The organism is Kitasatospora sp. NPDC001095 (assembly GCF_053598615.1).
Genome location: NZ_JBSFKQ010000003.1, coordinates 67237 through 85685 on the forward strand (window position 1 = coordinate 67237; position 18449 = coordinate 85685).

Here is an 18449-nt window from a genome sequence, read left to right on the forward strand (position 1 = left end):
ATCAGTTCTTCCATGGCTTATCAGGAAACTCTCGGGGGTAGCTCCATGCGCGCTCTGCGCCTCGCCTCGGCCGTCGCGACGGTGGCCGTCCTGCTCGGTGCGGCCACCGCCTGCGGCAGTGACGCCAAGGGCGGCGACACCAAGGCCGGCGACGCCAAGACCGGCGAGGCCAAGCCCGCTGACACCAAGTCCGCCGACGCCAAGCCCGCCGACCCGCTCGCCGCGGCCCTCAACGCGGACCCGAAGGCCGCGCTGGCCGCCGCGGCCGTGGTGATGCAGAAGGCCGGCAACGGCAAGATCACCATGGCCCCGACCGACCCCACCGACCCGGGCGGCACCGGCGACGCGGACTGGAAGGACCCGGCCAAGGCGGCCGTGGACATGGCCAGCGACATCGAGGGCAAGAAGGTCCGGATCCGGGTGCTCGGCACGGACGCCTACCTCGGCGGCGGCGACGACATCGCCCCGGCCCTGGGTGGCAAGCACTGGGTCAAGATGCCCGCTGACCAGACGGGCGACAGCTTCCGGATGGTCGGCCAGATGACCAACCCGGTCATCCTGCTCACCGTCGGGGCCCAGAGCGGCAAGCTCTCCAAGGTCGGCCAGGAGGCCGTGGACGGAGTCCAGACCACCCACCTGCGGGCGGAGCAGGACACCGCCGCGCTGGTGGCCGGGATGACGTCGCTCTCGGCGGACCAGCGCAAGTCCGCCCAGAAGACGCTGGAGGAGGACGGCAAGACCCTCACCATCGACTTCTGGCTGAACGCCAAGCAGGAGCTCGTCCAGTACAAGGAGTACGGCGACGCCAACGGCGAGAAGAAGGCCGTCACCATCAAGTACTCCGACCTCGGCAAGGCCGCCGCGATCGCGGCACCCGCCGCGAGCGACCTCGGCAAGGAATCCGACCTGCTCAAGCTGCTCGGCTGATCCGGCCGGACCGGACGCCGAGCCCACCCGCACCGACCGGCTGCACCCCCGGGCGCATCACGCGCCCGGGATCCTCAAGGGGGGAATCATGGCTGGAACCCGCAACACCGCCGCCGTCGCCGTCGTCATCGCCGCCCTGGCGCTGACCGCGACCGCGTGCGACAACAACGACGACAAGAAGGCCGCCCCGGCCGCGCCGACCACGGCCGCCGCCGCCCCGGCCACCCCGTCGGCCGCCGCCCCGACGACCGACGCGAAGCCGGCGAAGGTCAGCCCGGCGGTCTTCCTGGAGCAGGTCACCCAGAAGACCAGCGCGGCCAAGTCGGCCAGGATCGACGAGCTGATCGAGTTCGGCGAGGTCACCATGAAGGGCCAGGGCGCCGCGTCCTGGGCCGACGGCCTGGAGGCCGACCTCACGATGGACCTGTCGGGCTCCCCGATGGCCAAGGTCCTGGAGCCGCTCACCGGCGGGCCGAAGGTGCGCTACCTGTACACCAAGGACGCGATGTTCATGCACCTGGGCGGCAAGGTGGTGGAGAGCGGAGGCCCGAGCTGGGTGCGCTACAGCAAGGCCGACATGGCCAAGGCGTCCGGCGGCGCGACCGACCAGCTCCAGAGCGCGGACCCGGTGCAGGCCGTCCGGACGCTGATCGCCGGCGGCAAGGTCACCGAGGTCGGACCGGAGACGGTGAACGGCAAGGCCACCACCCACTACACCGGCGTGCTCAGCGCGGCCGACGTGGCCAACGCCACCAGCCAGGGCATGACCCAGGCGCAGGTCGACAAGATCAAGCAGAGCCTGGACACGGCCGGCGTCACCACCGACAAGATCGACATCTGGGTCGACGCCGACAAGCTCGTCGTCAAGCGGACCGAGCAGGCCGAGACCAAGGTCGGCACGATGAACGTCTCCGTCAGCTACTCGGACTACGGCACCCCGGTGAACACCACCGCCCCGGCGGACTCCATGGACCTCGCCGAGCTCCAGAAGGCCGCCGCCGGCAGCTGATCCCCGCGGCCGGTGTCCCGGTACCGGGACACCGGCTCCGCCGACCCGGCGGAATCCAACGGGCCCCGGGGGGCCGCCGCCGGGCGGGCCGGGGACGGGTGACAAGGTGGCCCGAACGAGGCCGCCGTCGGACGGGGCCGGGCGAGAGGGGAACGGGCGATGGCGGGACGGCAGCGGTTGGCGGCAGTGGCCGTCGTCGTCCTGCTGGCGAGCGGCCTGAGCGGGTGCGGCGGGGGCGGCGGCGCGACCGCCACGCCGTCCGGCAGCCCGAGCCCGACCAGCGCCTCGCCCTCCACCGCCTCCCCGAGCGCCCAGGCCAAGCCGACCGACCGCTCGCCGCACGGGGTGCTGCTCTCCGCCCAGCTGGCCATGCAGACCGCCCGCCGGGCCAAGGTCAGCTACCGGCTCGGCGCGGACGCCGGGTCCGGCCCGCTGTTCTGGCAGCCCAAGACCGCGCTCCAGATCAAGCGCTCCACCCCGGCCGAGGCCGAGCAGCTGATCGTCGTGGACACCGTCGCCTACCAGGGCGGGGACGCCGCCACCGCCGCCCGGCAGGGCGGGAAGCACTGGGAGCGCTTCACCGTCCCGCCGGACGCGGAGGGCCACAAGGAGATCCCGTACGCCGGGCTGATCGACCTGCTGAACCCGGTCGAGGCGCTGACCGCGGCCACCGCCGAGGGGACGGACCCGGTCTTCGTCGGCGAGGAGAAGTTCGAGGACTCGACCGTCGAGCATTACCGGGTCGCCACCACGGCCGAGAGGTACGCGGCCGCCCAGACCCAGCTGACCCGGTCCCGCCGGGACGGCCTGCGGACCGCGCTCGCGCCCGGCGGCTCGCTCTCGCTCACCCTGGACCTCTGGCTCAACGACAAGGACCAGCTGGTCCGGCTCCAGCGCACGGGCAGCGGGGACAGCGGCCGGGCGGACGACTCGGTGCTCTACACCGACCACGCCGGGGCGCTGCTCTCGGCACAGGCGCCGGCCGAGTCGGACACCGTGGACACCGGCGTCCGGACGGTCTCCCCGCTGGCCCGCTGAAGCCGCGTCGGGGGTGCTCCGTCCGAGGGCGATTTGCACCTTGCGAACGCCTCCGGCTAGTCTGGCCGAAGCCAAAGACCGCTGGTTGTCACCACGCGCCCGTCAGGGAGCAGGTGACCGAAGGATCTGCGCTTCGTCGCAGGCAGCCCGCGCAGGTGTGTCTGGAGCTTCGACCTCCGGGTTCCGCGTTCACGCGGTCGCCCGTCGAGGTCGTTCCGAGCCCCGTGCCCCTGCGCACCGGGGCTCGTTGCGTTTACGCAGGAGCTTTCCTTCCGTCCGGTCGGTCCGCGGCGACCTAGGTCGACTTTCGCGGTCGGCCCGACTTCGACATCACGGAAGGAGGCGTAAGCCTATGGCCAGGCCCGACAAGGCTGCCGCCGTCGCCGAGATCACGGACAAGTTCCGTGGCTCCTCCGCGGCGCTGCTCACCGAGTACCGCGGTCTCTCGGTGAAGCAGGTCAAGACCCTGCGTCGCTCGCTCGGCGACAACGCCGAGTACGCCGTGGTGAAGAACACGCTGACCAAGATTGCGGCCAATGAGGTCGGGATCACGGAGCTCGACGACCTGTTCACTGGTCCGACGGCTGTCGCCTTCGTCACCGGTGACCCGGTGGAGTCGGCGAAGGCTCTGCGTGACTTCGCCAAGGAGAACCCCGCTCTCATCATCAAGGGCGGTGTCCTTGACGGCAAGGCGCTGTCCGCCGATGAGATCAAGAAGCTCGCGGACCTCGAGTCCCGCGAGGTGCTGCTCGCCAAGCTGGCGGGTGCCCTGAAGGCCAAGCAGTCCCAGGCTGCCGCGCTCTTCCAGGCCCTGCCGTCGAAGCTCGTCCGCACCGTGGACGCGCTGCGCGACAAGGTCGAGCAGGGCGGTGCCGGTACGCCGGCTCCCGCCGCCGAGGACGCTGCCGCCGAGTAATTCGGCAGGCTCACGCCTCGCTGCGGGCCCGTACGCCCGCCCCACCCGTACATCCGGCACCAACCTGCCGATTTAGTGGAAGGACGCCATCATGGCGAAGCTGTCCCAGGACGAGCTGCTCGCGCAGTTCGAGGAGCTCACCCTCATCGAGCTGGCCGCCTTCGTGAAGGCCTTCGAGGAGAAGTTCGACGTCACCGCCGCCGCCCCGGTCGCCGTTGCCGCCGCCGGCGTTGCCGGCCCGGCCGCCGAGGCCGCTGACGAGCAGGACGAGTTCGACGTCATCCTCGAGGCCGCCGGCGACAAGAAGATCCAGGTCATCAAGGAGGTGCGCACCCTGACCTCCCTCGGCCTGAAGGAGGCCAAGGACCTCGTTGACACCGCTGGTGCCAAGGTCCTGGAGAAGGTTGCCAAGGACGTTGCCGAGAAGGCCAAGGCCGCCCTCGAGGGTGCCGGCGCCAAGGTCACCGTCAAGTGACTTCTCGCCCCCTCTGAGGGGGCCTGAAGCCGGGCCGATCACCCTTGTGGGTGGTCGGCCCGGCTTTTTCGCGTTTCCGGGCCGGGGCCGGGCCCCGTCGGGCCGTCCACGGCCCGGTTCCCCCGACCGGCGGGTCCGGGCCGCCGGTGTGGCCGACGGCCCACTCGGCAGCGTCGGTGCCGGGGGGTATGGTGATCACCGTCGTCGAGGGCGGCCCCACCACGGTTTCTGTAACGCGGAGGGGGTCCGGGCCGATAGACCGATCGAGGCCCGCACCGCCGGTGGGCCCTTGACGAACCCGGCGCGGCGCGCGATTCTCAAGGCGCGAGTCCGCCCGGTTGGTCCGCTGCTGGATGCATAACCAGTGGCTCCGGCGGGAAATGACTCTACGTGAGTTAGAGCAGTACCCGGTGGGCGCCCGCGCTCGCCGGCTACCGGGAGGAGTCTCCGATTCGGTCTCCGAATCAGAGCTGGACAGCAGTGTCGCCTTTGGCTACACTGTCCCTTTGCGCTGCCTGTTAGCTTCTCCGTGACTCGTCGCCCGGAGTTTGCGTTGCCCTGAAGGGGTCTGGCACCGCCTCCGCAAAGCGGCTCTGACCTGGGTTTCGACTCCGGCAGAGGCCAGTGGCGAGGGAGGCGGCACCAAGCCCAAGCAGGCCCGGCTGGTACGCGCGTAGTGAGCTCCGAGCCCTCGGAAGGACCCCCCTCTTGGCCGCGCCGCGCAACGCCTCGAACAATTCCGCCGCATCCACCGCCCCGCTCCGCGTCTCCTTCGCGAAGATCAAGGAGCCCCTCGAGGTCCCGAACCTCCTGGCCCTGCAGACCGAGAGCTTTGACTGGCTGCTCGGCAACGCGGCCTGGAAGGCCCGGGTCGAGGCGGCGCTGGAGAGTGGTCAGGACGTCCCCACCAAGTCCGGTCTGGAGGAGATCTTCGAGGAGATCTCCCCGATCGAGGACTTCAGTGGGTCGATGTCGCTGACCTTCCGCGACCACCGTTTCGAGCCGCCGAAGAACTCCATTGACGAGTGCAAGGACCGCGACTTCACGTTCGCGGCCCCGCTCTTCGTCACGGCCGAGTTCACCAACAACGAGACCGGTGAGATCAAGTCTCAGACGGTCTTCATGGGCGATTTCCCGCTCATGACCCACAAGGGCACGTTCGTGATCAACGGCACCGAGCGTGTCGTCGTGTCGCAGCTGGTCCGCTCCCCGGGTGTGTACTTCGACTCCACCCTGGACAAGGTGTCCGACAAGGACATCTACTCCTGCAAGGTCATCCCCTCGCGTGGTGCCTGGCTGGAGATGGAGATCGACAAGCGCGACATGGTCGGCGTCCGCATCGACCGCAAGCGCAAGCAGTCCGTCACCGTGCTGCTCAAGGCGCTCGGCTGGACCAACGAGATGATTCTCGAGGAGTTCGGCGAGTACGAGTCGATGCGCGCCACCCTGGAGAAGGACCACACCCAGGGCCAGGACGACGCGCTGCTGGACATCTACCGCAAGCTGCGCCCGGGCGAGCCGCCCACGCGCGAGGCCGCGCAGACGCTTCTGGAGAACCTCTACTTCAACCCGAAGCGCTACGACCTCGCCAAGGTCGGCCGTTACAAGGTCAACCGCAAGCTGGGCAACGCCGAGTCGCTGGACTCCGGCGTGCTCACCGAGCCCGACATCATCGGTGCGATCAAGTACCTGGTGAAGCTGCACGCGGGCGAGACCGAGTGGCGTGACGACGAGGGCCGCGACATCGTGGTCGAGGTCGACGACATCGACCACTTCGGCAACCGCCGCCTGCGCAACGTCGGCGAGCTCATCCAGAACCAGGTCCGTACGGGTCTCGCCCGTATGGAGCGCGTCGTGCGCGAGCGCATGACCACCCAGGACGTCGAGGCGATCACGCCGCAGACCCTGATCAACATCCGGCCGGTCGTCGCCTCCATCAAGGAGTTCTTCGGCACCAGCCAGCTGTCGCAGTTCATGGACCAGACGAACCCGCTGTCGGGCCTGACCCACAAGCGCCGTCTGTCCGCGCTGGGCCCCGGTGGTCTGTCCCGTGAGCGGGCCGGCTTCGAGGTCCGTGACGTGCACCCCTCGCACTACGGCCGCATGTGTCCGATCGAGACCCCCGAAGGCCCGAACATCGGTCTGATCGGCTCGCTGGCCTCGTACGGCCGGGTCAACGCGTTCGGCTTCATCGAGACGCCGTACCGCAAGGTCGTCGACGGTGTGGTCACCGAGAAGGTCGACTACCTGACCGCCGACGAGGAGGACCGCTACGTCATCGCCCAGGCGAACGCGCCGCTGACCGCGGACCTGCACTTCGCCGAGCCGCGCGTCCTGGTCCGCCGCCGTGGCGGCGAGATCGACTACATCCCGGGCACCGAGATCGACTACATGGACGTCTCGCCGCGCCAGATGGTGTCGGTCGCGACCGCCATGATCCCCTTCCTCGAGCACGACGACGCCAACCGCGCGCTCATGGGCTCGAACATGATGCGCCAGGCGGTGCCGCTGCTGAAGAGCGAGGCTCCGCTGGTCGGTACCGGCATGGAGTACCGCTGCGCCGTCGACGCCGCGGACGTCATCACCGCCGAGAAGGCCGGTGTCGTCCAGGAGGTCTCGGCCGACTACGTCACCGTGGCCAACGACGACGGCACGTACACCACGTACCGCGCCGCCAAGTTCACCCGCTCCAACCAGGGCACCTCCTTCAACCAGAAGGTGCTCGTGGACGAGGGCGCCCGGGTCGAGTCCGGCCAGGTGCTGGCCGACGGCCCGTGCACCGACGAGGGCGAGATGGCCCTCGGCAAGAACCTGCTCGTGGCGTTCATGTCGTGGGAGGGTCACAACTACGAGGACGCGATCATCCTGTCGCAGCGCCTCGTGCAGGACGACGTCCTCTCCTCGATCCACATCGAGGAGCACGAGGTCGACGCCCGTGACACCAAGCTCGGCCCCGAGGAGATCACCCGGGACATCCCGAACGTCTCCGAGGAGGTCCTGGCGGACCTCGACGAGCGCGGCATCATCCGCATCGGCGCCGACGTCGTCACCGGCGACATCCTGGTCGGCAAGGTCACCCCGAAGGGTGAGACCGAGCTGACCCCGGAGGAGCGCCTGCTCCGCGCGATCTTCGGTGAGAAGGCCCGTGAGGTCCGCGACACCTCGCTGAAGGTCCCACACGGTGAGTCCGGCAAGGTCATCGGCGTGCGCGTGTTCGACCGCGAGGAGGGCGACGAGCTTCCCCCGGGTGTCAACCAGCTGGTCCGCGTCTACGTGGCCCAGAAGCGCAAGATCACCAACGGTGACAAGCTCGCCGGCCGTCACGGCAACAAGGGTGTCATCTCCAAGATCCTCCCGGTCGAGGACATGCCGTTCCTCGAGGACGGCACCCCGGTCGACATCATCCTCAACCCGCTGGGTGTCCCGTCCCGAATGAACCCGGGACAGGTCCTGGAGATCCACCTCGGCTGGCTCGCCCAGCAGGGTTGGGACGTCTCCGGCCTCGCCGACGAGTGGGCCCAGCGCCTGCAGGCGATCGGCGCGGACAAGGTCGAGGGCGGCACCAACCTCGCCACCCCGGTCTTCGACGGCGCCCGCGAGGACGAGATCACCGGTCTGCTGGACAACACCACCCTCACCCGTGACGGTGAGCGCCTGGTGAACTCCACCGGCAAGGCCCGCCTGTTCGACGGCCGCTCCGGCGAGCCGTTCCCGATGCCGATCTCGGTCGGCTACATGTACATCCTCAAGCTGCACCACCTGGTCGACGACAAGCTGCACGCCCGTTCGACCGGTCCGTACTCGATGATCACCCAGCAGCCGCTCGGTGGTAAGGCGCAGTTCGGTGGTCAGCGCTTCGGTGAGATGGAGGTGTGGGCCCTCGAGGCGTACGGCGCGGCCTACGCGCTCCAGGAGCTGCTCACCATCAAGTCCGACGACGTCCTCGGCCGAGTCAAGGTCTACGAGGCCATCGTCAAGGGCGAGAACATCCCCGAGCCCGGCATTCCCGAGTCCTTCAAGGTCCTCATCAAGGAAATGCAGTCGCTCTGCCTCAACGTGGAGGTGCTGTCCTCGGACGGCCAGTCCATCGAGATGCGGGACTCCGACGAGGACGTGTTCCGCGCCGCCGAGGAGCTCGGCATCGACCTGTCCCGGCGCGAGCCGAGCAGCGTCGAAGAGGTCTGACGGAGGCTGGGCCGGCCGCAGCAGCGGCCGGCCCGCCCCCAGGCCCCCCTCAGACCACATGAACGACTCTCGACTTACGAAAGAGGGCTTGACGACCAGTGCTTGACGTCAACTTCTTCGACGAGCTCCGCATCGGCCTGGCCACCGCCGACGACATCCGCCAGTGGTCGCACGGCGAGGTCAAGAAGCCGGAGACCATCAACTACCGCACCCTGAAGCCCGAAAAGGACGGCCTCTTCTGCGAGAAGATCTTCGGCCCCACCCGGGACTGGGAGTGCTACTGCGGTAAGTACAAGCGCGTCCGCTTCAAGGGCATCATCTGTGAGCGCTGCGGCGTCGAGGTGACCCGCGCCAAGGTGCGCCGCGAGCGGATGGGCCACATCGAGCTGGCCGCCCCGGTCACCCACATCTGGTACTTCAAGGGCGTGCCGTCCCGTCTGGGCTACCTGCTCGACCTGGCGCCGAAGGACCTCGAGAAGGTCATCTACTTCGCCGCCTACATGATCACCTGGGTCGACGACGAGCGCCGCCAGCGCGACCTGCCGTCCCTGGAGGCGCACGTCTCGGTCGAGCGCCAGCAGATCGAGAACCGTCGCGACTCCGACCTCGAGGCCCGCGCCAAGAAGGCCGAGACCGACCTGGCCGAGCTGGAGGCCGAGGGCGCCAAGGCCGATGTGCGCCGCAAGGTGCGCGAGGGCGCCGAGCGCGAGATGAAGCAGCTGCGCGACCGCGCGCAGCGCGAGCTCGACCGCCTCGACGAGGTGTGGGCCCGCTTCAAGAACCTCAAGGTCCAGGACCTCGAGGGCGACGAGCTGCTCTACCGCGAGCTGCGCGACCGCTTCGGCACCTACTTCTCCGGCTCGATGGGCGCGGCGGCCCTCAAGGACCGCCTCGAGACCTTCGACCTGGCGGAGGAGTCCGAGCGCCTGCGCGAGATCATCCGCACCGGCAAGGGCCAGAAGAAGACCCGTGCGCTCAAGCGCCTCAAGGTCGTCTCCGCGTTCCTGCAGACCACCAACAAGCCCAACGGCATGGTGCTGGACTGCGTCCCGGTCATCCCGCCGGACCTGCGTCCGATGGTGCAGCTGGACGGTGGCCGCTTCGCGACCTCCGACCTGAACGACCTGTACCGCCGCGTCATCAACCGCAACAACCGCCTGAAGCGCCTGCTCGACCTCGGTGCCCCCGAGATCATCGTGAACAACGAGAAGCGCATGCTCCAGGAGGCCGTCGACGCGCTGTTCGACAACGGCCGCCGCGGCCGTCCGGTCACCGGCCCGGGCAACCGCCCGCTGAAGTCCCTCAGCGACATGCTGAAGGGCAAGCAGGGTCGTTTCCGTCAGAACCTGCTCGGCAAGCGAGTCGACTACTCGGCCCGTTCGGTCATCGTCGTCGGCCCGCAGCTCAAGCTGCACCAGTGCGGTCTGCCGAAGGCCATGGCGCTGGAGCTCTTCAAGCCGTTCGTGATGAAGCGCCTGGTCGACCTGAACCACGCGCAGAACATCAAGTCGGCCAAGCGCATGGTCGAGCGTGCCCGTCCGGTCGTGTGGGACGTGCTCGAAGAGGTCATCGCCGAGCACCCGGTCCTGCTGAACCGTGCGCCCACCCTGCACCGCCTCGGCATCCAGGCCTTCGAGCCGCAGCTGGTCGAGGGCAAGGCCATCCAGATCCACCCGCTCGTCTGCACCGCGTTCAACGCGGACTTCGACGGTGACCAGATGGCCGTCCACCTGCCGCTCTCCGCGGAGGCGCAGGCCGAGGCCCGCATCCTGATGCTGTCCTCGAACAACATCCTGAAGCCGGCCGACGGTCGCCCCGTCACCATGCCGACCCAGGACATGGTGCTCGGTCTGTTCTTCCTGACCTCGGACCGCGAGAACGTGAAGGGCGCCGGTCGCACCTTCTCGTCGACCGCCGAGGCGATCATGGCCTTCGACGCCCGGGACCTGGACGTCCAGGCCCCGATCGAGCTGCGCCTGCCGGCCGGCACCGTCCCGCCGCGCGGCTGGACCGCCCCGGTGGACGAGGACGGCCAGTCGACCTGGTTCGACGGCGAGCCCTTCCGCCTGACCACCACCCTGGGCCGCGCGCTCTTCAACGAGCTGCTGCCCGAGGACTACCCGTTCGTCGACTACGAGGTGGGCAAGAAGCAGCTCTCCGCGATCGTCAACGACCTGGCGGAGCGCTACCCCAAGGTCGTCGTCGCGGCGACCCTGGACAACCTGAAGGCGGCCGGCTTCCACTGGTCGACCCGTTCGGGTGTCACCGTCTCGATCTCGGACGTCATCGTCCCGCCGAGCAAGCCCCAGATCCTGGAGGGCTTCGAGGCGAAGGCGGAGAAGGTCCAGAAGCAGTACGAGCGCGGTCTGATCACCAACGACGAGCGCAAGCAGGAGCTCGTCGGCATCTGGACCCAGGCGACCAACGAGGTCGCGGACGCCATGGCCGCGAACTTCCCGAAGACGAACCCCATCTTCATGATGGTCGACTCGGGTGCTCGTGGAAACATGATGCAGATGCGCCAGATCGCCGGTATGCGTGGTCTGGTGTCGAACGCCAAGAACGAGACCATCCCGCGACCCATCAAGGCGTCGTTCCGTGAGGGTCTGTCCGTGCTGGAGTACTTCATCTCCACCCACGGTGCCCGTAAGGGTCTGGCCGACACCGCCCTCCGTACCGCCGACTCCGGTTACCTCACCCGTCGTCTGGTCGACGTCTCCCAGGACGTCATCATTCGCGAGGAGGACTGCGGCACCGAGCGCGGCCTGAAGCTGGCGATCGGCTCCGTGGGTGCGGACGGCGTGCTGCGCAAGGCCGACGACGTCGAGACCAGCGTCTACGCCCGCATGCTCGCCGAGGACATCACGGTGGACGGCAAGCTCCTCGCCACCGCCAACACCGACCTCGGTGACGTCCTGATCGACGAGCTGATCCGCCACGGCATCGGCGAGGTCAAGACCCGCTCGATCCTGACCTGTGAGTCGGCCGTCGGCACCTGCGCCATGTGCTACGGGCGCTCGCTGGCCACCGGCAAGCTGGTCGACATCGGTGAGGCGGTCGGCATCATCGCCGCCCAGTCCATCGGTGAGCCCGGTACCCAGCTGACCATGCGTACCTTCCACACCGGTGGTGTGGCCGGTGACGACATCACCCAGGGTCTGCCCCGTGTCGTCGAGCTCTTCGAGGCCCGTACCCCGAAGGGCGTGGCTCCGATCTCGGAGGCCGCCGGCCGGGTCCGGATCGAGGACACCGAGAAGACCCGCAAGCTGGTCATCACGCCGGACGACGGCAGCGACGAGATCGCCTACCCGGTCTCGAAGCGCGTGAAGCTGCTCGTCAGCGAGGGCGAGGCGGTCGAGGTCGGCCAGAAGCTGACCATGGGTGCCACCAACCCGCACGACGTCCTGCGCATCATGGGCCAGCGTGCCGTCCAGGTCCACCTGGTCGCCGAGGTCCAGAAGGTCTACAACTCGCAGGGTGTGTCGATCCACGACAAGCACATCGAGATCATCATCCGGCAGATGCTCCGCCGCGTGACGATCATCGAGTCGGGCGACGCCGAGCTGCTGCCCGGCGAGCTGGTCGAGCGCGGTCGCTTCGAGCAGGAGAACCGCCGCGTCGTCGCCGAGGGCGGTCACCCCGCCTCCGGCCGTCCGCAGCTGATGGGTATCACCAAGGCCTCGCTGGCCACCGAGTCCTGGCTGTCGGCCGCCTCCTTCCAGGAGACGACCCGGGTCCTCACCGACGCGGCGATCCACGCCAAGTCGGACCCGCTGCTGGGCCTCAAGGAGAACGTCATCCTCGGTAAGCTCATCCCGGCCGGTACGGGTCTGCCCCGCTACCGCAACATCCGGGTCGAGCCGACCGAGGAGGCCAAGGCCGCGATGTACTCGGCCGTCGGCTACGACGACTACGACCTGTCGCCCTTCGGCGCCGGCTCCGGCCAGGCGGTCCCGCTGGACGACTACGACTACGGCCCGTACACCGGCTGAGTCGCGTAGCACCGACCGCAGGGCGGTCACCCCGATCGGGGTGACCGCCCTGCGGCGTTCCCGGGCCCTTTCGGGGCCGCGTGGGCGGCGGACGGAATCCGATTAGGTCATTCGGCCGAAGTCACGTAAGCTCGTGTTCACCGACGCGGGGTGGAGCAGCTCGGTAGCTCGCTGGGCTCATAACCCAGAGGTCGCAGGTTCAAATCCTGTCCCCGCTACTCAGTACGAAGGGCCCGGAGGCATTCAGCCTCCGGGCCCTTCGGCGTTCCCGGGGCGGGCGACTCCGTCGTGCGGGGGAGGGGCGGGAACCGCTCCGGCGGGGGAGGTGGCGGGGGAGGCGGCCGCGGGAGGGTTCTCGGCGTCGGGACGAGGGCTCACGAAGGGGTCGGGGATGAAGCGGGTGCTGGGCGCGGTGGCGATCACGGCGGGGGTCGTGCTGGGGATGCAGGGGTGCCTGCCGTTCGGGGGCGAGGACGAGCACCGGACGCTGAGCTACGGGGTGGCGGAGCCGGTCCGGGAACTCGTCGTCGAGGGGATCAACGGCGGTGTGGTGGTGAACGGCGGCGGCGACGGCGTGCACGTGGTCGAGCGGCAGAACTACTCGGGGGACGTACCGAAGAGCAGCCACGAGGTGGCGGACGGCGTGCTGAAGCTGACGTACGACTGCGATCACTGCGGGATCGGCTACACGGTGCAGGTGCCGGCCGGGACCAAGGTGCGGGTCAAGCAGGGCAACGGCGGCGTCAGGCTGTCCGGGCTGGCCGGCGAGGCGGAGGCCGAGGTGACCAACGGCGGCGTCGAGGCCGACGGGCTGCGGTCCCCGAAGGTGCGGCTGACCGCGGTGAACGGCGGGGTGCGGGCCGACTTCGCGGTGGCGCCGTCGACGGTCGAGGCGAGCACCACGAACGGCGGGGTGCGGCTGCGGGTGCCGGCCGGGGAGGCCTACGCGGTGGACGCCCGGGCCTCGGTCGGCGGGGTGGAGGTGGGCATCCCGTCGAAGCCGGGGGCGGAGCGCCGGATCACCGCGCGGGCGGACACCGGCGGTGTGACGGTCACCGGTGCCTGACCGGGCCGTTCCGGAGGCCCTGCCGCTGGGGCATGATCTTCTCCGCGGGGGCGGCGTCCCCGGCTACGGGGGAGGTGCGGTGGTGGAGCGCGCGGCGCGGTGGCGGACGGGGCGGATCCGGTGGGAGTGGGCGACCGGCCCGAGCCCGTACGTCCTGGACACCTTCCTGGCGGTCTGCTCGGCGGTGGTGTCGGTCTGGTCGGTCTACCACGACGACACGGACTGGCCCTGGTGGGTCTACCTGCTGGCGGTGTCCACCGCGCTGTTCCTGCCCTGGCGGCGGCGGATCACGCTGCCCCTCATGGTCGTGGGCAGCGTGCCCGCGGTGCTGGTGACGGTGCTCGCGCACTCGGCGAACCCGCAGCTGCCGCTGTACGCGGTGATCGGGATGTACACCGTGGCGGAGCGCTTCCCGGACTGGCAGCGCTGGCCGGTGCTGGCGTTCGTGGTGGTCGCCAACGTGATCGGCACCCATTCGCCGAACGGCGCGCTGTTCAGCGTGCTCACCTCGGCCGGCTCCTTCGTGTTCGGCTCGCTGGTGCGCGCCCAGCGGCAGTTGGCCCGGGTGCAGGCGGAGCGGGCCCGGGAGGCCGGTGAGCGGGCGGCGAGCGACGCGGCCCGGGCGGTGGCGGAGGAGCGGGCCCGGATCGCCCGGGAGATGCACGACATCCTGGCGCACGCTGTCTCGCTGATGGTGATCCAGGCCGAGGCCGGGCCGGTGGTGGTGCGCAGCGATCCGGACCGGGCGATCCGCGCGTTCGACACCATCGCCGACGCGGGCCGGGACGCGATGGTCCAGCTGCGGCGGGTGCTCGGGGTGCTGAAGGACCCGGAGGCGGGCCGGCAGCTGGCGCCCCAGCCCCGGCTGGCCGAGCTCGCCGGGGTGGCCGATCGGGTGCGCGCGGCGGGGCTGCGGGTGGACCTCGAACTCCCGGCGGAGCAGGACCGGCTGCCGGCCGACGTGGAGGCGGCGGCGTTCCGGATCGTGCAGGAGGCGCTGACCAACACGGTCAAGCACGCCGGGGCGGACCGGGCGGCGATCCGGGTCCGGCGGGCCGGGGAGGTGCTGGAGGTCGTGGTCTCGGACAACGGCCGTGGGGTGCCGGCGCCCGCCGGCCGTACCGTGGTCGGCTGGTCCGGCGGCCGCGGGCTGGTCGGCATCCGCGAGCGGGCGGCGGCCTGCGGCGGGCGGGCCGAGGCCGGGCCGGGCCCGGAGGGCAGGGGTTTCCTGGTGAGCGCCCGGCTGCCGCTGGGCACGGGCGAAGTGGTGGAGGGAGTGGGCGGATGACGCCGATCCGGGTGGTCGTCGCGGACGACCAGGAGCTGGTGCGGGCCGGGTTCGGGATGATCCTGGACGCGCAGCCGGACATCGAGGTGGTGGCCGAGGCCCGCGACGGCGCCGAGGCGGTCGAGGCGGTGCGCGCGCACGGCCCGGACGTGCTGCTGCTGGACGTCCGGATGCCGGTGATGGACGGGCTGGAGGCGGCCCGCCGGGTGTGCGCCGAGTTCCCGGCCACCAAGGTGATCATGCTGACCACCTTCGACATCGACGACTACGTCTTCGACGCGCTGTACGCGGGCGCCAGCGGCTTCCTGCTCAAGGACGTCCGGCGGGACGACCTGGCGCACGGGGTGCGGATGGTCGCCTCGGGGGAGGCGCTGCTCGCGCCCTCGGTGACCAGGCGGCTGATCGGCGAGTTCGCGGCCCGCCGGCCGGGGGCGCCGGAGCGGGCGGTGCGGCCGCCGTCGCGGCTGCTGGAGCAGCTGACCCTGCGCGAGCAGGAGACGCTGCGGCTGATCGCGCGCGGGCTGTCCAACGCGGAGATCGCGGCCGAGCTGGTGGTCAGCGAGCACACGGTGAAGACGCACGTCAGCAATGTGCTGAGCAAGCTCGGGCTGCGGGACCGGGTGCACGCGGTGGTGTTCGCGTACGAGGCCGGGGCGGTGGTGGCGGGGGAGTCCTGACGGGCTCCCCCGTGCGAGGGAGGCGGCCCTTTCGCCGGTGCGGGCGATCCGGGACGAGGGCGCGGGCGGCCAGGCTCTGCGGTGTCGGAACGGACCACACCACCGGAGGTCAGGATGAACGCCACGTCGGACGCCCGCACCACCCGCCTCGCCCGCCTCACCCCGTACGCCGTCGTCGGCGCCCCCGCGCTGATGGCGCTCTACGGCGGCATCCGGCTGGTGCCGGGCTCCCGGGCGCCGGGCCCCGGCTGGACGGCCGGCCACGCGGCGATGTTCGCCGGGCTGCTGCTGTTCGTCCCGGTCCTGCTCGCCCTGCACCGGCGGCTCGCCCCGCGTGGCACGGCCGGGCGGGTCGGGGCCGGGGCGGCCCTGGGGACGGCCTTCGCGGGGCTGCTCTGCTCGCTGGCGCAGATCGGCATCGACCTGGTCGTCGGGCTGGTGGCGGCGGACAAGGCCGAGCAGTCCCGGCTGTTCGACCGGGTGCAGGGCGTCCCCGGCGTGCTGCCGGCCGTCTACCAGGTCGGGCCGCTGCTCTTCTACGTCGGCCTGCTGGCGCTGCTGACCGCGGCGGCGGCGGGCCGCTCCCGGACGCTGCGCTGGTGGAGCCCGGCGCTGGTGCTGCTCGGCACCCTGGCCAGCGGCGTCGACCTGGCCCTCGTCCCGCTCGCCGCCGCCTGCTACCTGCTCGCCCTGGCCCCGCTGGCCCGCCCGGCCGCCGCGCCGCGGGCCGCGCTGGCCTGATCCGCGCGCTTCGGCCCGAAACGGCCCCCGCCGGATTTTCGGTGGCCGCCGGCGGGCCGTCGGCCGTACCGTCCGGGGTATGAACGCGAAGCGCCCCCTGGTCGCCGTGCTCACCGGCGCGGGCATCTCGACGGACTCCGGCATCCCCGACTACCGCGGCCCGAAGGGGCTGTGGCAGAAGGACCCGTCGGCGCAGGAGCTGGTCACCATCGAGCCGTACCTGGACGATCCGCGGGTGCGCCGGCGGGCCTGGCGGATGCGGCTGGAGACGGCCGCCCCGGCCGCCGAGCCGAACGCCGGGCACCGCGCGCTGGTCGACCTGGAGCGCTCCGGGCTGCCGACGCGGGTGCTCACCCAGAACATCGACGGGCTGCACCAGAAGTCCGGGCTGACCGCCCGCAAGGTGCTGGAGCTGCACGGCAACCTCCGGGAGACGCAGTGCCTGCGCTGTCGGATGGTCGGCCCGATGGCGGAGGCGCTGGCGCGGGTCGAGGCGGGGGAGCCGGACCCGGAGTGCCGGGAGTGCGGGGGGATCCTCAAGCCGAACATCGTGATGTTCGGCGAGAACCTGGACCCGGAGGTGCTCGGTCAGGCCGACGCGATCGTCCGGGCCTGCGACGTCTTCATCGCGGTCGGCACCAGCCTCCAGGTGTTCCCGGTGGCGGCGCTGCCGTACAACGCGGTGAAGACCGGGGCGAAGCTGATCATCGTGAACGGCGAGCCCACCCCGTACGACGAGGCCGCGGCCGAGGTGATCCGGGAGCCGATCTCGGAGGCGCTGCCGAAGCTGGTGCGCCGACTTGTACGGGAACGGGCCTGATCAGGGGCCGGAAGGTCGTATTCCCGGATGTACCGCGTGCGTACGATGATCGTTCCGGCTTCCCCCTTCTGGCCTGGAGTGATCGACCGATGACGACGACGGCGAAGTTCGACCCCTGGTCGGCGGAGTTCGTGGCCCACCCGTACGACGCGTACGCCGAACTGCGCGAGCACGCGCCGGTGACGTACTTCGAGCCGACGAACCAGTGGCTCGTCTCGCGCTTCGAGGACGTCAGCGCCCTGCTGCGCGACCGGCGACTGGGCCGCACCTACACCCACCGCTTCAGCCACGAGGAGTTCGGCCGCACCGCGCCCGACCCGGCGCACGAGCCCTTCCACACCCTGAACGACCACGGGCTGCTGGACCTCGAGGGGCCGGACCACACCCGGCTGCGCCGGCTGGTCTCCAAGGCCTTCACCCCGCGCATGGTCGAGGGCCTGCGCCCCACCGTGCGCCGGCTGGCCGGGGAACTGGTCGACGAGCTGCTCGCGGCCGGCGGCGGCGACCTGATCGCCGCCGTCGCCGAGCCGCTGCCCGTCGCCGTGATCGCCGAGATGCTCGGCGTGCCGGAGGGCGACCGGCACCTGCTGCGGCCGTGGTCCGCCGACATCACCGGGATGTTCGAGCTCAACCCGAGCGAGGAGGTCGCCCGCCGGGCCGTCACCGCCAGCATCGAGTTCTCCGACTACCTGCGCACCCTGATCCGCGAGCGCCGGGCGAACCCGGGGACGGACCTGATCAGCGCGCTCATCCAGGCCCAGGAGGGCTCCGACGCGCTCAGCGAGCAGGAGATGATCTCCACCTGCGTGCTGCTGCTCAACGCCGGCCACGAGGCGACCGTCAACACCACCGGCAACGGCTGGTGGGCGCTGTTCCGAAACCCCGGGGAGCTCGCCCGGCTGCGCGGCTCGGTCGACGAGCTGCTGCCCACCGCCGTCGAGGAGCTGATGCGCTGGGACACCCCGCTGCAGATGTTCGAGCGCTGGGTGCTGGAGGACATCGAGGTCCGGGGCGTCACCATCCCGCGCGGCGCCGAGATCGCCCTGCTCTTCGGCTCCGCCAACCGCGACCCCGAGCGCTTCGCCGACCCGGACCGCCTCGACCTCGGCCGCACCGACAACCCGCACATCACCTTCGGCGCGGGAATCCACTTCTGCCTCGGCGCCCCGCTTGCCAGACTGGAGCTCACCGAGTCCTACGGCACGCTGCTGCGCCGGGCCCCGGGCCTGCGGCTGGTCCGTGAGCCCGAGTGGAACCCGGGCTACGTGATCCGCGGGCTCAGGGAGCTGCTGGTCGAGGTGTGACGGAGGAGGGG

Annotated in this window: 13 protein-coding genes and 1 tRNA gene; all 14 read left to right on the top strand. The window is 70.6% G+C overall.

Annotated features, from left to right (window positions below; all coding sequences use genetic code 11):
* Nucleotides 1–45 precede the first annotated feature (45 nt).
* Nucleotides 46–927 (top strand): hypothetical protein, encoded by an 882-nt coding sequence (locus ACWDBB_RS04295; protein ID WP_449788149.1) that lies wholly within the window; start codon nt 46–48, stop codon nt 925–927.
* Between the two features lie 88 nt (nt 928–1015).
* Nucleotides 1016–1936 carry a hypothetical protein gene (locus ACWDBB_RS04300; RefSeq protein WP_449788150.1) on the top strand — a complete coding sequence of 307 codons (921 nt, stop codon included), beginning with the start codon at nt 1016–1018 and terminating at the stop codon, nt 1934–1936.
* Nucleotides 1937–2095: 159 nt separating this feature from the next.
* Nucleotides 2096–2974, top strand: a complete 879-nt coding sequence (locus ACWDBB_RS04305) for a hypothetical protein (protein ID WP_449788151.1) — start codon at nt 2096–2098, stop codon at nt 2972–2974.
* 352 nt (nt 2975–3326) lie between these two features.
* A complete protein-coding gene (rplJ, locus tag ACWDBB_RS04310; protein ID WP_207809823.1) occupies nt 3327–3890 on the top strand; it encodes a 50S ribosomal protein L10 in 564 nt (187 codons plus the stop codon).
* A gap of 91 nt (nt 3891–3981) precedes the next feature.
* A complete protein-coding gene (gene rplL / locus ACWDBB_RS04315) occupies nt 3982–4365 on the top strand; it encodes a 50S ribosomal protein L7/L12 (protein ID WP_449788152.1) in 384 nt (127 codons plus the stop codon).
* Between the two features lie 708 nt (nt 4366–5073).
* Complete coding sequence (gene rpoB, locus ACWDBB_RS04320) at nt 5074–8550, top strand: DNA-directed RNA polymerase subunit beta (RefSeq protein WP_449788153.1); 3477 nt, start codon at nt 5074–5076, stop codon at nt 8548–8550.
* 98 nt (nt 8551–8648) lie between these two features.
* A complete protein-coding gene (locus ACWDBB_RS04325; RefSeq protein WP_449788154.1) occupies nt 8649–12542 on the top strand; it encodes a DNA-directed RNA polymerase subunit beta' in 3894 nt (1297 codons plus the stop codon).
* 144 nt (nt 12543–12686) lie between these two features.
* Nucleotides 12687–12760, top strand: a tRNA-Met gene (locus ACWDBB_RS04330).
* A gap of 173 nt (nt 12761–12933) precedes the next feature.
* A complete protein-coding gene (locus tag ACWDBB_RS04335; protein WP_449788155.1) occupies nt 12934–13608 on the top strand; it encodes a DUF4097 family beta strand repeat-containing protein in 675 nt (224 codons plus the stop codon).
* A 79-nt stretch (nt 13609–13687) separates the two neighbouring features.
* Nucleotides 13688–14896, top strand: coding sequence for a sensor histidine kinase (locus ACWDBB_RS04340; protein WP_449788156.1), 1209 nt, complete (start codon nt 13688–13690; stop codon nt 14894–14896).
* Complete coding sequence (locus tag ACWDBB_RS04345; RefSeq protein WP_392867426.1) at nt 14893–15573, top strand: response regulator; 681 nt, start codon at nt 14893–14895, stop codon at nt 15571–15573. The genes ACWDBB_RS04340 and ACWDBB_RS04345 overlap by 4 nt, the downstream gene beginning before the upstream one ends.
* Nucleotides 15574–15687: 114 nt before the next feature.
* Entirely contained in the window at nt 15688–16314 is a 627-nt protein-coding gene (locus ACWDBB_RS04350; protein ID WP_449788157.1) for a hypothetical protein, read from the top strand.
* 79 nt (nt 16315–16393) lie between these two features.
* Complete coding sequence (locus ACWDBB_RS04355; RefSeq protein ID WP_449788158.1) at nt 16394–17134, top strand: SIR2 family NAD-dependent protein deacylase; 741 nt, start codon at nt 16394–16396, stop codon at nt 17132–17134.
* Between the two features lie 89 nt (nt 17135–17223).
* A complete protein-coding gene (locus ACWDBB_RS04360) occupies nt 17224–18438 on the top strand; it encodes a cytochrome P450 (protein WP_449788159.1) in 1215 nt (404 codons plus the stop codon).
* Nucleotides 18439–18449 lie beyond the last annotated feature (11 nt).

Bases quoted from the DNA above. Each gene is read 5' to 3' on its own strand.
- ACWDBB_RS04355 (WP_449788158.1), top strand. From the start codon at position 16,394: ATGAACGCGAAGCGCCCCCTGGTCGCCGTGCTCACCGGCGCGGGCATC.
- ACWDBB_RS04335 (WP_449788155.1), top strand. From the start codon at position 12,934: ATGAAGCGGGTGCTGGGCGCGGTGGCGATCACGGCGGGGGTCGTGCTG.
- ACWDBB_RS04360 (WP_449788159.1), top strand. From the start codon at position 17,224: ATGACGACGACGGCGAAGTTCGACCCCTGGTCGGCGGAGTTCGTGGCC.
- ACWDBB_RS04350 (WP_449788157.1), top strand. From the start codon at position 15,688: ATGAACGCCACGTCGGACGCCCGCACCACCCGCCTCGCCCGCCTCACC.
- ACWDBB_RS04305 (WP_449788151.1), top strand. From the start codon at position 2,096: ATGGCGGGACGGCAGCGGTTGGCGGCAGTGGCCGTCGTCGTCCTGCTG.
- rplL (WP_449788152.1), top strand. From the start codon at position 3,982: ATGGCGAAGCTGTCCCAGGACGAGCTGCTCGCGCAGTTCGAGGAGCTC.
- ACWDBB_RS04300 (WP_449788150.1), top strand. From the start codon at position 1,016: ATGGCTGGAACCCGCAACACCGCCGCCGTCGCCGTCGTCATCGCCGCC.
- rplJ (WP_207809823.1), top strand. From the start codon at position 3,327: ATGGCCAGGCCCGACAAGGCTGCCGCCGTCGCCGAGATCACGGACAAG.
- ACWDBB_RS04345 (WP_392867426.1), top strand. From the start codon at position 14,893: ATGACGCCGATCCGGGTGGTCGTCGCGGACGACCAGGAGCTGGTGCGG.
- ACWDBB_RS04295 (WP_449788149.1), top strand. From the start codon at position 46: ATGCGCGCTCTGCGCCTCGCCTCGGCCGTCGCGACGGTGGCCGTCCTG.